This window comes from Halorientalis salina (assembly GCF_005049285.1).
In the GTDB taxonomy this organism is placed as follows: Archaea; Halobacteriota; Halobacteria; order Halobacteriales; family Haloarculaceae; genus Halorientalis; species Halorientalis salina.
This window is the reverse complement of sequence record NZ_SOSC01000003.1, coordinates 406,436-419,213: the sequence shown is the minus strand read 5'-3', so window position 1 is coordinate 419,213 and position 12,778 is coordinate 406,436. Positions and strand designations below refer to the sequence as shown.

General features: G+C 67.4%; 13 protein-coding genes, 1 tRNA gene and 1 rRNA gene. 11 read left to right on the top strand and 4 right to left on the bottom strand.

Annotation, left to right across the window (positions count from 1 at the left end):
• The first annotated feature begins 7 nt into the window (after positions 1–7).
• The 4 genes from rrf to E2481_RS09275 all read left to right on the top strand — a co-directional run bounded on the left by rrf (position 8) and on the right by E2481_RS09275 (position 1,921).
• Positions 8–130, top strand: a 5S ribosomal RNA gene (gene rrf, locus E2481_RS09290).
• A 170-nt stretch (positions 131–300) separates the two neighbouring features.
• Positions 301–1,503 (top strand): acyl-CoA dehydrogenase family protein, encoded by a 1,203-nt coding sequence (locus E2481_RS09285; protein ID WP_136716852.1) that lies wholly within the window; start codon positions 301–303, stop codon positions 1,501–1,503.
• Positions 1,504–1,556: 53 nt separating this feature from the next.
• On the top strand, positions 1,557–1,766 hold the full coding sequence (locus E2481_RS09280) for a hypothetical protein (RefSeq protein WP_136716851.1): 210 nt from the start codon (positions 1,557–1,559) through the stop codon (positions 1,764–1,766).
• A gap of 78 nt (positions 1,767–1,844) precedes the next feature.
• Positions 1,845–1,921: transfer RNA gene (locus tag E2481_RS09275), tRNA-Cys, on the top strand.
• 254 nt (positions 1,922–2,175) lie between these two features.
• Here the strand turns inward: E2481_RS09275 and E2481_RS09270 are convergent.
• The 3 genes from E2481_RS09270 to E2481_RS09260 all read right to left on the bottom strand — a co-directional run bounded on the left by E2481_RS09270 (position 2,176) and on the right by E2481_RS09260 (position 6,284).
• Positions 2,176–3,396, bottom strand: coding sequence for a LolA family protein (locus E2481_RS09270; protein WP_136716850.1), 1,221 nt, complete (start codon positions 3,394–3,396; stop codon positions 2,176–2,178).
• A 363-nt stretch (positions 3,397–3,759) separates the two neighbouring features.
• On the bottom strand, positions 3,760–6,009 hold the full coding sequence (locus E2481_RS09265) for an NADP-dependent malic enzyme (protein ID WP_136716849.1): 2,250 nt from the start codon (positions 6,007–6,009) through the stop codon (positions 3,760–3,762).
• Positions 6,010–6,086: 77 nt separating this feature from the next.
• Complete coding sequence (locus tag E2481_RS09260) at positions 6,087–6,284, bottom strand: heavy-metal-associated domain-containing protein (protein ID WP_136716848.1); 198 nt, start codon at positions 6,282–6,284, stop codon at positions 6,087–6,089.
• A gap of 120 nt (positions 6,285–6,404) precedes the next feature.
• Between E2481_RS09260 and E2481_RS09255 the strand changes: the two genes are divergently transcribed.
• Entirely contained in the window at positions 6,405–6,950 is a 546-nt protein-coding gene (locus E2481_RS09255) for a DUF6789 family protein (protein WP_136716847.1), read from the top strand.
• An 84-nt stretch (positions 6,951–7,034) separates the two neighbouring features.
• Here E2481_RS09255 and E2481_RS09250 read toward each other — a convergent pair whose 3' ends face one another.
• Positions 7,035–7,241 (bottom strand): hypothetical protein, encoded by a 207-nt coding sequence (locus tag E2481_RS09250; RefSeq protein WP_250137772.1) that lies wholly within the window; start codon positions 7,239–7,241, stop codon positions 7,035–7,037.
• Between the two features lie 106 nt (positions 7,242–7,347).
• On the opposite strand from E2481_RS09250, the gene E2481_RS09245 reads away from it, so the two are divergent.
• From E2481_RS09245 to E2481_RS09220, 6 genes are all read left to right on the top strand, one after another.
• Complete coding sequence (locus E2481_RS09245) at positions 7,348–8,436, top strand: DUF7350 domain-containing protein (protein ID WP_136716845.1); 1,089 nt, start codon at positions 7,348–7,350, stop codon at positions 8,434–8,436.
• A complete protein-coding gene (locus E2481_RS09240) occupies positions 8,433–9,398 on the top strand; it encodes a DUF7282 domain-containing protein (protein WP_136716844.1) in 966 nt (321 codons plus the stop codon). Before E2481_RS09245 ends, E2481_RS09240 begins: the two co-directional genes overlap by 4 nt.
• Before the next feature lie 34 nt (positions 9,399–9,432).
• A complete protein-coding gene (locus tag E2481_RS09235) occupies positions 9,433–9,786 on the top strand; it encodes a DUF7471 family protein (RefSeq protein ID WP_306293924.1) in 354 nt (117 codons plus the stop codon).
• Positions 9,779–10,291: a winged helix-turn-helix transcriptional regulator gene (locus E2481_RS09230; protein ID WP_136716843.1), complete on the top strand. Its 513-nt coding sequence runs from the start codon at positions 9,779–9,781 to the stop codon at positions 10,289–10,291. Before E2481_RS09235 ends, E2481_RS09230 begins: the two co-directional genes overlap by 8 nt.
• 95 nt (positions 10,292–10,386) lie before the next feature.
• Positions 10,387–11,457, top strand: a complete 1,071-nt coding sequence (locus tag E2481_RS09225; RefSeq protein ID WP_136716842.1) for a DUF7350 domain-containing protein — start codon at positions 10,387–10,389, stop codon at positions 11,455–11,457.
• Positions 11,457–12,746 (top strand): Dyp-type peroxidase, encoded by a 1,290-nt coding sequence (locus tag E2481_RS09220; protein WP_250137771.1) that lies wholly within the window; start codon positions 11,457–11,459, stop codon positions 12,744–12,746. The genes E2481_RS09225 and E2481_RS09220 overlap by 1 nt, the downstream gene beginning before the upstream one ends.
• The last annotated feature ends 32 nt before the right edge of the window (positions 12,747–12,778 follow it).

The window sequence follows — 12,778 nt, the reverse complement described above, 5'->3', positions numbered from 1 at the left end:
TCGGCGTTAAGGCGGCCACAGCGGTGGGGTTTCCACCCGTACCCATCCCGAACACGGAAGTTAAGCCCACCTGCGTTCCGAGGCCTACTGGAGTGCGCGAGCCTCTGGGAGACTCGGTTCGCCGCCCCCATTCATTTCGACCCTCACACGGATCGGCCGTGTGGGGGTCGTTTCATTTCGAACCCCACCAGCACCCGCTGGCGGGGTTTCTATACTTGCGACGATGAGTTACAACTCCTGAAAAACGGACAAGCCGTTGGAAGTTCGCAGTTTTAAGCTATCGGGGGTCTATGTGGGTGTGTGACTAGTACACGATCCCCCGACCCCGGCTTCGTCGAGACGGAGGAACACCGGTTGATCAGGGAGACGGCACGAGAGGTCGCTGCTGGGTACGACGACGAGTACTGGTTGTCGGTCACGAACGAGAAGCGCGAACCGACCGAGTTCTGGCAGGACTGTGCGGAGGCCGGGTTCCTGGGTGTGACGGTCCCGGAGGAGTACGGCGGGGAGGGGATGGGGGTCGTGGAGTTGACGACGATCGTCGAGGAGTTAGTCGCCAGTGGCTGCATGGGTGCGGAGATGCTGTTCGTGGTCAACGTCGTGTTCGGGGCAGTAACGTTGACGAATCACGGGAGCGAGGAACAGAAGGCGGAACTGCTGGAGCCGCTGGTGGAGGGGGATCTGAACTTCTGCATGGCGCTGACGGAGCCGAACGCCGGGCACAACGCGCCGAACCTGGAAACGTTTGCCGAGGAGCAGGACGACGGGACCTACTTGGTCAACGGGAGCAAGCAGTGGATCAGCGGTGTCGACAGAGCCGACCAGATGCTGCTGGTCGCACGGACGACGGCTAAAGACGAGGTGGCCGAGCGGACTCAGGGGATCACCCTCTTCCTGGTGGATCCACAGGACCCGGCCATCGAACGCCGCGAACTCGACGTCGGCATTCCGACGCCGGAACGGCAGTTCGAGCTCTCGATTGACGACTACGAGGCCAGTGAGTCGGACATCATCGGGACAGAGGGGATGGGCCTGTACCAACTGTTCGATACCGTCAATCCCGAGCGCCTGGTGGGGTCGGCTGGCGCGATCGGCCTCGGCCGGAACGCGCTGGACCGGGCGGTGGACTACGCCAACGATCGCGAGGTGTTCGACCAGCCCATCGGTGCCCATCAGGCGATTCAGCATCCGATCGCGGACTCCTACTCGAAGCTCGAGGCGGCGGAGTTGCTGGTCCAGAAGGCCGCGTGGATGCTGGACAACACGGCGGATCCGAAGAAGACGTCCGAAATATCCAACATGGCGAAGCTCCGGGCGACCGAGGCCGGACACGAGGCGACCGACGTGGCGGTCCAGACCCACGGTGGGAACGGTTTCAGTCGAGATTATATGGTGATCGAGATGTGGAAGGGGAGTCGGCTGGCGACGGTCGCACCGGGATCGTCACAGATGATGCGCAACCACATCGCCGAACACACGCTGGGGATGCCTCGATCGTACTGACGGTCGCACAATTTTTTTGCTCGTCGGCGGCTCGGCTGTGGGTAGAGTCATCGATGTCCATCAGGGAACGGTTGGCGAGTGAGCCGGGCGAGTGGAATCATCCGCGGCGGGTGCGCTGGGGGCCACCGCTGCTCGCCGGTATTGGTGGTGCGGCCGGGGCTTTCCTGGGCCAGTTGACTGGGATCTGGCCGGGTATCACGGCTGGCCTGTTGGCGGGCGCCGGCGCACTCGTCGCATACGTCGGGCTGGCGGCACTCGATTGACGCTGGAGTGGCGGTAGTCGGGGTTCACTTCTCCCAGACCGCTATGCTTAAACACCGCTCTCGATAAGTCTGAACTGCGCCAAGGTGGCAGAGTCTGGCCGAACGCATCCGCCTGCAGAGCGGAACCCCCGCCGGTTCAAATCCGGCCCTTGGCTCTTTTGGGAACGACAACGCGTCGTGAGCAAAAGCTATCGGCCGCGATTTGAACCCTGCCACGAGTGAGCGGTTGCGAGCGACGTGGCTCCGGTTCAAATCCGGCCCTTGGCTTCTGTGTCGCGAACGATTCGTGAGCGACGAGAATCAGTAACGGATCTGAAGCAGGGAGCAGCTTTGCTGCGACAGAAGCCGTGCTCTGGCTGTGTCGCAACCGGTCGAACCCGGACGCTCGTCTCGTCGATCGACTCCATCGCTAGTCACAGCTCACGGACTCGGCGACATCGAGCAATAGCGACTTCGAGACGCCCCGGCCACTGACCGAGTACTCCCAGCCGTCACAAGTCCAGGAGACGGTCTGTTCGGGGCCGAGGTTCCGGAACTCGCCCTGCTGGTCGCCGACGGTGACCGGCTCACTCTCCGTTCGGGGGTCGTACCACGTCAGGTTGCTCTTGGACACGGAGAGTTGGGCGGTTGCGTTGGCGTATTTGAGACCGACGCTCCGGACTCGACCGGGGACGTTCGTCCGGGTGGCGACCGCGAGCTCGTAGCTCCGGGGGACCTCCGGAATCGGGACCGACATCGGTGCCGCCGCCTGGAGCGCGGCGATCGAACCGTACGTCCACTGCGTGTGGTCGTCTTCCTCGTCGACGGTCGCGTTGGCGGGCGGGTCGAACGCGAACAGAGCGTCATCCAGGCCGGGATTGAATACTACGTCCCGGTGGATGGTCGTGATCACTGTCCGCGATCCGTTCTGTCGCCAGCTCGTTTGGCGCTTTACCGGGTAGAAGTACTCGGTGTCGAGCCAGAGTTGCTGGGTGTAGTTCCGGACGACCGCCGACTCGCCGGTCGACCGGGACTGGATGCGGACGTGATACGCCGCGCGCCCGTCGACGGTCGCGTTCCCGACGTAGGTCACGTCGAAGGCGCTACCGCCGCCAGCCCCTTTCGTGATCGCTGACTCACCGCTGGCCCCGTGTGGGACGGCTGGGAGGGGCCTGACGCCGGGAGTGGGTGTCGACGCGGTGTCCGTCGCTCGGTCCCGGGCGAGTCGCTGGACCAGTCGCTCGAGCCGATCGGTTCGGGTGCTGTTCCCGGCCCGTGCCGCCGTGCGTTCGATTTTCTTGGCCTCGTTTTCGTCGCTGTCGTAGAGCCACAGCACCGAGCCGTTCGAGACACGGAGGTCCCACTGCCGCCCGGACTCGTTCCGGTGGGCCGACCTGTACTCACTCGTGGCTGGCCGTAGGCTCACGCGCTCGACCGTGCGGCTCGTCTCGTTGCCATGCTCGATGACCGTCTCGACCGTGGCGTTGACGCCGTCGAGTGTCGTGATCCGCTCGGTCGCGCGGTCGCCGAACAGCGACCGGTTGTCGGCGCTCTCGCCGGCGGGCACGAACGCGATGAAAGCCACCGCCAGGAACCCGACGACGACTGTCGCCGCCAGGATTGCGGTCGGCGTCTCGGTGTCCGGGCGCATTGCCTCAATAGTTCGCAACTATGGCTCGGGAAATATATCTTGCCAACCCACCTTTTTCTTCGTCGGGTTCGAGTCGTGGCTTCGCCACGCTCGAACCACTCTCTGCTCACGGGCCGAGGGCCCGTTCGCACGGTCAGCGGGACCTTCGGTCCCGCTCGACTCGAAAAACGTGGGCGAAAAAGCGGCGACTCGTCCCGCCAGGCCTCGCGGCTACGCCGCTCGGCTTTCGAGGTGCATCACTTCGTTCGCACCTCGCGACCCTCGTCGCCGTACTCTCGCTCGTGTTCCTCCGCACCGCTTTTCTCCGTGACACCCACGGCCACAGCCACCCACCTCCCCAACCGATTCGCTTGCTTCTAGTGGTCAGTTACTATCCTGTGCGTCGACCACGGCGACGGCCGCGAGGTTGACGATGTCTTTGACTTCGTCGCCGCGCTGGAGGACGTGGACCGGTTTGTCCATGCCGACGAGCATCGGCCCGATGGCGTCCGCGCCGCCGAGGCGCTGGAGCAGTTTGTACGCGATGTTGCCGGCTTCCAGGTTGGGGAACACGAGGACGTTGGCCGGCGAATCGAGGTCGGTGAAGTCGTACTCCCCGGTGAGCATCTCGGAGACGACGGCGGTGTCGGCCTGCATCTCCCCGTCGACCGGGAAGTCGACGTCGGGGTCCGCCCGCAGTTGCTGGGCGGCGCGGCGTGGCTTGACCGTGCCCGGGTTGTCGACGGAGCGGAAATCCGAATACGAGAGCAGCGCCGCCCGGGGGTCGACGTTGAACCGGCGGGCCAGGTCGGCCGTGTGGCGGGTGACCTCCGCGAGCACGTCTGCGTCGGGGTCCTGGTTGACGGTGGTGTCGGCACAGAACACGACGCGGTTCTTGAAGGTGAGCATGTAGACGCCGGCGGCGTACTCGGTGTTGCCGGCGGTGCCGACGACCTGTAACGGTGGGCGGAGGGCGTCGGGGTAGTTGTGGGTCAGGCCGGTGAGCATCGCGTCGGCGTCGCCCATCTCGACGAGGACGCTCGCGAGGTAGTTGCCGTCCTGAATGAGGTCGCTCGCCTCGGAGCGCGTGATGCCCTTCCGCTTGCGGAGTTCGTAGAGGCGGTCGGCGTAGGGGTCGAGCTGGTCCGCCTCCGGATCCACGATCTCCGGGTCGAAATCGAGTCCGAGTGCCTCCATGGTGGCCCAGATGCGCTCGCGGTCGCCCACGAGCACCGGTTCGGCGATGCCTTCCTCGGCGAGCTGGTGGGCGGCTCGGACCATCTTCCCGTCGTCGCCCTCCGCGAGGACGACGCGTTTTGGGTCGCTCTGGGCCTGGTTCAGGATCACGCGCATCATCTCGCGGGACTTGCCGAGACGGGCCTCCAGTTGCTCGCGGTAGTCCTCGAGGGCGACCTCGCGGCGGGCGGCACCGCTGTCCATGGCGGCCTCGGCGACGGCCGTCGCGACCTCGAAGAGGACCCGGGAGTCGAGCGGCTTCGGGATGATGTATTCCGGGCCGAACTGCAGCGGCTGGTCGTCGTAGGCTTTCCGCACCGCGTCGGGCACGTCCTTCCGGGCCAGTTCGGCGATGGCCTCGGCGGCGGCGACTTTCATCGCCTCGTTGATCTCGGTCGCGCGCACGTCCAGCGCCCCCCGGAAGATGAAGGGAAAGCCCAGGACGTTGTTGACCTGGTTGGGGAAATCCGAGCGCCCCGTCGCCATGATGACCGTGTCGTCGCGGGCGGCCGTGGCTTCCTCGTAGCCGATCTCGGGTTCGGGGTTGGCCATCGCGAAGACGATGGGGTCGTCGGCCATCGATGCGACCATTTCCTGGCTGACGATGCCTCCGACAGAGAGGCCGACGAAGGCGTCGGCCCCGGCCATCGCATCGGCGAGGTCGCCGCCCGCCTCGGGGGGTTCGGCGAACGGTTCCGTGAACTCGCTCAGGTCCTCGCGATCGGCCGTGAGGATGCCGTGTTCGTCACACATCGTGATCTGCTCGCGGGGCACGCCCAGCGAGGCGTAGAAGCGGGCGGTCGCGGCGGCGGCCGCGCCGGCCCCGGCGAAGGTCACGTCGAGGTCCGCGAGGTCCTTCCCGCTGATGTGGGTGGCGTTGAGCAGTGCCGCCCCGGTGATGATGGCGGTGCCGTGCTGGTCGTCGTGGAAGACGGGGATGTCCATCCGCTCGCGGAGGCGCTGCTCGATCTCGAAACACTCCGGAGCCTTGATGTCCTCCAGGTTGATGCCGCCGAAGGTGGGTCCCATGCCGGCGACGGCCTCGACGAACTGGTCGGGCTCTTCGAAGTCGTACTCCACGTCGAAGACGTCGATGTCGGCGAACCGCTTGAAGAGGACGCCTTTCCCCTCCATAACGGGTTTCGAGGCCTGGGCACCGATGTCGCCCAGGCCCAGGACGGCCGACCCGTTCGAGACGACGCCCACGAGGTTGCCCTTGGCGGTGTAGGTGTAGGCGTCGGTGGGGTCTTCGTCGATAGCGCGACAGGGAGCGGCCACGCCGGGCGAGTACGCCAGGCTCAGGTCTCGCTGTGTGCTGGTGGATTTCGTCGTCGCGATTTCGATCTTCCCCGGGGGGTCGGTACTGTGATACTCCAGTGCGTCCTCGTCGAGTCCCATACCGACTGGTGGAGGGGCGGGGTGAAAAATAGACCCTGAAACACGGGGGCAGTTCCCACTCGCGATGGGGTTCCCGGCTACACGCTCGCGTCGTAGCCGGCGTCCTCGACAGCTGCGACGAGTTGGTCCGGGTCGGCGTCGCCCTCGACCGTCGCGGACTCGCTCTCGCGGTCGGCCGTCGCATCGGTGACGCCGGGGACGCCGTCGAGCGCGTCCTCGACGGACTGTTCGCAGCCTTCACAACTCATTCCCTCGACTTCGATCGTCGTCGTCATGGTCACGGCTACGCCGGTCGTTGCTTTGTTCCTTTCGCCGAACTCCGTACCACCCTCATAACAGACAGATGAACAACATGCTCGGAACACTTTTGCCTCAGCAACACGATAGTCATTACCATGGCAGACGATGACAAACATGTACACCGATCCGAGGAGTTCGACGCGGAGGTCGGGGCCGACGTGGCGGACCCGGACTTCGACACCCTCGCGGGGATCGTCACCGACGGGCTGATCGGGGCCGTCGGCGGTCTGGTCGGGACGGCCGCGATGACGATCGGGTTGTTCGTCGCGTCGACGCTGAACGCCTTCGACATGGCGACGTTCGCGACGCTGTCGGAACTGACGGGACTGAGCGTCATCTTCCCGGGGAACGCCCTGGCCGTGGGGTATCTGATCTTCCTGGCCGGGGGGATGCTCACCTGGCCGCTGTTGTTCGCCGCGACCTCGCCGTACCTCCCCGGGAAGAACTTCGCCCAGAAGGGCCTCCCCTACGGCTTCGTTCTCTGGACTGGCTTCGTGCTGGCCTTCGCCGACGGCATCGGCGGCGGGTTCGCCGTCCTCGCGCTGTACGCCGTGCTTACCCTGCTTTCCCACTTCGCCTACGGCTTCACGCTCGGTGCCGTCTTCGACTACCTCTCGGACCGCCCGGACACGCTGGTCTGAGCGGTACTCGATTCCTTTCCCCCTTCGATCCGGTTCCCGTACCCACTGCTCACGGTATCGAGCGGCCGGAAAACCGTCTCGTCGCTACTGGACGCGGAAGTAATCGGTGAAGACGATGACTTCGCCCGATTCGAGCGGTGCGGGACTGGAGACGCCCCCGTCGATGCCCGCGAGAAAAGCCGAGAGCTCCGCCTCGGAGAGTTCGTCGACGTGTCTGACCGTGTCGGTTTCCCGGATCTCGTCTGCGCGTCGGACCGTGCGTCCCGAATGCTGCGCCTCACTGAGTGCCATGAGTATGGTAACCAATGCCATGGACTATCTTAAACGTTTCCGTGTCGAGAGGCACGCCGGTCTGGCTGCACAAACCCTAATTCGGTGCCGGTCGAAGTGCGGACGAATGGACAGACGGCGATACCTCCGCCGCGGCGTCGGCCTGTCGGTCGCCCTCTTCGCTGGCTGTTCCAGCCCGGATACTGGGTCGGCGACCACTGATTCCGGCGGGACGACGACCACGACGACATCCACTGCCGGGAGCACAGACGACGGGGGCGTCTACGTCCAGACGTTCCTCGAGGAGATGGCGATGGCCGGCCGGACTCGGGCCGGCGAGTACGAGGTGGCGCTGTTGTTCACGGTCCCCCACCGGTTCTGGACGGTGACGGGCGAGGAGCGAAGCGTCGTTCCGATCGACGACGACGATGCCGTCCACCTGATGGCCGTCGTCTGGGACCGCGAGACGCGGACGGTCCTTCCCGGAACCGGCCTGTCGGTCGAAGTGAACCGCGCGGGCCGCCTGATCTCCGAGGAGGTCATCTACCCGATGCTCTCCCAGCGAATGGGGTTTCACTACGGCGGCAACTTCCCGCTGCCCGGGGACGACACCTACACCGTCGACGTGAGCGTCGGCGCGCTCCCCGAAAACGGGGTCCGGACCACCGGCGCGTTCGGCGGCCGGTTCGCCGACCCGGCCACGGGCACGATCGACCTCGAATACTCCCCGGCGACCAGAGCGTCGGTCAGTTCCCGCGATGTCGACCAGGGTGGCTCCCCCGGCGCGCTGGCCCCGATGGAGATGGGCGTGCCCGTCGGTCGCGCGCCCGAGGCGTCGGCACTGCCGGGCGAGTCGGTCGGGACGGCACGGAGCGGTGACGCGCGGTTCGTCGAGACGCTGCTCGACGACCCACCGACGGGTGTCAACGGCACTGGCCCCTACCTCGCCGTCTCGCCCCGGACGCCGTACAACCGGCTCGACATCCCCGGCATGGGGTTGTCCGCCAGTCTCACTCGCGGGGACAGCACGGTGGCTGACGAGGCGCTCACCCGGACGCTGGACCCGAACCTGGGGTATCACCACGGAACGACGCTGCCGGCGACCGAGTCCGGCGACCGTCTCCGGGTGCGGGTGGAGACGCCCCCGCAGGTCGCCCGCCACGAGGGCTACGAGCGCGCCTTTCTCGAAATGCCCGACATGGAACTCCAGCTATGACGCGCCGCCTGCTCGCCGTCGGCTGTCTGCTCGCGCTCGCGGTCGCGACGGTCGCCGGACTCGCCGTCGCCCACGGGAACCACGCGACGGCACACCCGCAGACGTCGGCCAACGGCACCGTCGTCGTCGAACAGGCGTTCCTGACAGAACCGGGCTACCTCGTCGTCCGCGCCGACGACAACGGGACGCCCGGTCGCGTGCTCGGCCACCGAGCGCTCGAGAGGGGGCTTCACACGGGCGCAACCGTCCGGATCGACCAGTCGGAATGGGACGCCATCGACGGGAACGCCACGGTCTGGACGGTGCTACACGCCGACGACGGGGACGGCGAGTTCGACCCCGACGACGACGATCTGCTGCTGTGGTTCGACCAACCGGCCGGCGAACGCGTCGCGCTCGGCAAGCGCTCGGGGACGGCCCACGTGGTCACCGGCAGCGGCGTAACCGAGACGGACGGGGAACTGCTGGTCGAACGCGTCGCGCTCCCGGATCGGGGCCACGTCGTGGTCCACGAGCGGGAGAACGGCTCCTTGGGGCGGCCGCGCGGGTCGCAGGCGCTGGACGCGGGCACGCACACGGGCGTGCGCGTTCCAGTCGATCTCAGTGGGAACCGGTCGTCGTGGCCCGCGCTGTCGGTCGCGGTCCATACCGACGACGGCGACGGCGAGTTCGACGACGACGACCCGGTCGTGCGCGTCGCGGGCGAACCGGTGGCCATTCCCGTCGGCGCGGTCGGTCCCACGTCGGGACCGTCGACCGTCGAAGTGAACACGCCGGCCGGCGGGAACGCGGACGGCACCGGTCCAACGACCGACGCCGGTACGAACGGGACCGGGGAAACACCCGCCGATACCGTCACGGAACCGACGCCGACGACGAGTTCCGACGGGTCCGGGTTCGGCGTCGTGGCGGTCGTGGTCGCGGTGGTCGCACTGTCCCTGGCGGCCGCCCGCTGCACGTAGAAACGCACAAACGTCCGGACCGCCGCGTTCGAACATGTCGATGCTCCCCGCCGCTCCGTCGCTGCACGCGGTGCCTCCCGGGGCGACCGCCGTCGCGCTCCCGGTCGTGCTCGCGCTCGCCGGCCTCGGGTCGAGCGTCCTCATCGGCCTGGCGCTGGCCGCGCTCGCGCGCCGCCGATCGTGGTCGTACCTGCTCGTGACGCTCGCGCTCGCGACGCTACTGGCGCGGACCGCCGTCGCCGTCCTCACGATGAACGCCGTCATCGCCGACGAGACCCACCACCTGCTGGAACACGGACTGGACGTGGCCATGGCGGCGCTGGTGGTCGCAGCGGTCTACACCGCCCGGACCGCTCGCGGCTCCCCGCCGGAGGAAACCTATGAGTGAGACCCGACAGCGTATCGCCGACCGCGTCGAGCGGGACCCCGGCATCCACTTCAGCGCGCTCGTTCGCGACCTCGACCTCGGCCGGGGGCAGGTCCAGTACCACCTCCGCCGACTGCGCACCGCCGACGCCGTGCTCGCCGAGGAACTGTACGGCCGGACCCACTACTACCCCGACGCCTTCGACGACTGGGAACGCGGCGCGCTCGCGCTGCTTCGGCGCGAGACCGCCCGCGAGGTCGTGCTATGGCTGCTCGCCAACGGCCCCGACCGCCCGGCGACCGTCGCCGACGACCTCGGAATCGCCCGGAGCACGCTGGAGTGGCACCTCGACAACCTGGTCGAGCGTGACCTCGTCGAGAAACGCCGCGACGAGGGGGACCGCGTGACGCTCGCGGCGACCCGTCCCGACGCGACCGCGCGACTGCTCGGCGAGGTCGACGCCTCCGTCCCCGATCGCCTCGTCGACCGGTTCGCCCGACTGGTCGATTCCCTCCTCGAGGAGTGAGTGTCTCTGAGGGACGCCAACACACCACAGAACCGCGGGACGGTTCGAGAGTCGTACCAGAACGGGCTTTTCCGTGGGGCGTCTAGTCCGTCTCAATGAAGAGGCGGAACGTCCTTCGAGCCGGTGCTGGACTGGTCGGGACGGCCGGACTGGCTGGCTGTGGCCTGCTCGAAACCGAACAGCGGTCGGTGCGTTCGCCGCCGCTCGTCGAGGACCGGCCGGACGCGGTCTACTACCCGACCCACGTCGAGGGGATGGAGATGGTCGGCTCCGCGTCGGCCGGCGAGTACGAGGTCGCGGCGATGTACAGCTACCCACACCGGTTCTGGACCGTCACCGGGTCCGAGGCGAACATCACGGAGATTCAGAGCGGGGACGCGATGCACCTGATGGCGACGGTCTGGGACCCCGAAACCGGGCTCGTCCTCCCCGAGACCGGGCTGGACGTCGTGTTGCGCAAGGACGGCGAGTTAGTCTCCGAGGAGGTCATCTACCCGATGCTCTCCCAGCCGATGGGGTTTCACTACGGCGCGAACTTCGAGGGCGACGGGGACGGCTCCTACGCCGTCGAGATCAACGTCGGCGCGGTCCCCGGCGACGGCGTCCGGACGACCGGCGACTTCGACGGTCGCTTCGCCGAACCTGGCAGTGCGACCATCGAGTTCGACTACAGCGAGGCGACGAAAAACGAGATCAGCTACGAGGAACTGGACAACGCCGGCGAAACGGGCGCGCTGGAGCCGATGGACATGGAGATGCTCCCGAACTCCACGGCCCCGGCACAAACTGATCTCCCCGGTGAGGTTCGAGGCACCGCCACCACGGGCGACGCAAACCTGGTGGTCTCCGTGCTGGAGTCGCCGCCGGCCGGTATCGAGGCCTCGGGTCAGTACCTCGCCGTCTCGGCCCGCACGCCCCACAACCGGATGATCGTCCCGGCGATGTCGCTCGCGGGAACGCTCACCCGCGGCGACAGCGAGGTGTTCGCCGACACCCTCACCCGGACGCTGGACCCCGATCTGAACTACCACTACGGGGCCGTCGTCGACTCGGTCGAGTCGGGCGACACCCTCTCGCTGCAGGTCGAGACGCCCCCGCAGGTCGCCCGCCACGAGGGCTACGAGACGGCCTTCCTCGATATGCCGGACGCGGAGGTGACGCTCTGATGGACCTCCCCGAAGACCTCCCGCGACGCGAGTTCTGCAAGGCCGCCGTGGCAGCCGGCGGGGCCAGCGCGCTGTCGGCCTGTCTCGGGCGCGCACCCCGGGCGAAGAACCCCGTTCCCTCGGGCGTCGAGGACCCCTCGACGCTCCCCGATCGCCAGTACGCCTGGAACGACCGCGTGCGCACGGACGACCGCGGCAACACCGCACTCCCGCGCCACCAGACCCTGCTGTATCTGACCCTCGACCGGAGCGGGCCGCCCACGACCGGGGACCGAGAGACTGTCGAGACCGCCCTGCGGACGCTCGACCGCGCCTACGAGCGCTCGAACGAGGGGCTCGTCTACTCCATCGCGTACTCGCCGTCGTACTTCGAGCGGTTCGACGCCGACCTCCCCGAGGACATCGATCTGCCACAGCCCCGACGGCTCTCCCCGTTCGAGGAGCCGACGCTCGACACCCAGGACGCCCTGTTGCACCTCGCCAGCGACCGCGCGGACGCCCTGCTGGAGGCGGAGGAAGCGCTCACCGGCGAGCGCAGCGAAGCCAACGGGATCACGGTCGAGACGAAACTCACGGCGGCGATGACCGTCGACGACCGGCGGACGGGATTCGTCGGTGCGGGGATGCCGGCCGAGCGCCAGCACGGCCTCAACGGCGTCCCGGACTCGAACCCCGTCCCAGAAGAGTCGCCGCTGTTCATGGGATTCAAAGCCGGCTTCGCCGGCAACCAGGCGACCGAGGACTACGTCACCATCGACTCGGGGCCCTTCGCGGGCGGGACGACCAAACACGTCGCGAACATCCGCCAGCGCCTGGACGACTGGTACGTCGAACAGGACTACGACGAGCGGGTCATGGAGATGTTCAGCCCCGCCCACGCCGAGAACGGGCTCGTCTCCGGCGTCGGCGCGAACCTCGGTGCCGACAGCGGCATCGACGAGTTCGTCGACGCCATCCGCGAGCACGCCAGCGAGTACGGCCGCGTGGGCCACGCCCAGAAGGCCGCCCGCGCCAACCGCGACGAGGCGGGCAACGTCCGCCTGCTGCGGCGACACTTCGAGTCGACCGACGACGACATCGCGAGCCTCCATTTCCCGTCGCTCCAGCGCGGGATCACTGCCTTCGAGGAGGTCCGGGAGGCGATGAACGGCCAGGACCTCACGGACAATCCCGCGATCCGCCAGCGCGTCAACAACGGCATCCTGGAGTACATCTTCACCGAACACCGCGGTAACTTCCTCGTCGTGCCGCGCCGCCACCGCGCGCTCCCGACCCCTCGCCCGGCATAGGGTTCGACCCCACAGATCGTGTGCTGTGACAG

Bases quoted from the DNA above. Each gene is read 5' to 3' on its own strand.
- E2481_RS09280 (WP_136716851.1), top strand. From the start codon at position 1,557: ATGTCCATCAGGGAACGGTTGGCGAGTGAGCCGGGCGAGTGGAATCAT.
- E2481_RS09270 (WP_136716850.1), bottom strand. From the start codon at position 3,396: ATGCGCCCGGACACCGAGACGCCGACCGCAATCCTGGCGGCGACAGTC.
- E2481_RS09265 (WP_136716849.1), bottom strand. From the start codon at position 6,009: ATGGGACTCGACGAGGACGCACTGGAGTATCACAGTACCGACCCCCCG.
- E2481_RS09260 (WP_136716848.1), bottom strand. From the start codon at position 6,284: ATGACGACGACGATCGAAGTCGAGGGAATGAGTTGTGAAGGCTGCGAA.
- E2481_RS09255 (WP_136716847.1), top strand. From the start codon at position 6,405: ATGGCAGACGATGACAAACATGTACACCGATCCGAGGAGTTCGACGCG.
- E2481_RS09250 (WP_250137772.1), bottom strand. From the start codon at position 7,241: ATGGCACTCAGTGAGGCGCAGCATTCGGGACGCACGGTCCGACGCGCA.
- E2481_RS09245 (WP_136716845.1), top strand. From the start codon at position 7,348: ATGGACAGACGGCGATACCTCCGCCGCGGCGTCGGCCTGTCGGTCGCC.
- E2481_RS09240 (WP_136716844.1), top strand. From the start codon at position 8,433: ATGACGCGCCGCCTGCTCGCCGTCGGCTGTCTGCTCGCGCTCGCGGTC.
- E2481_RS09235 (WP_306293924.1), top strand. From the start codon at position 9,433: ATGTCGATGCTCCCCGCCGCTCCGTCGCTGCACGCGGTGCCTCCCGGG.
- E2481_RS09230 (WP_136716843.1), top strand. From the start codon at position 9,779: ATGAGTGAGACCCGACAGCGTATCGCCGACCGCGTCGAGCGGGACCCC.
- E2481_RS09225 (WP_136716842.1), top strand. From the start codon at position 10,387: ATGAAGAGGCGGAACGTCCTTCGAGCCGGTGCTGGACTGGTCGGGACG.
- E2481_RS09220 (WP_250137771.1), top strand. From the start codon at position 11,457: ATGGACCTCCCCGAAGACCTCCCGCGACGCGAGTTCTGCAAGGCCGCC.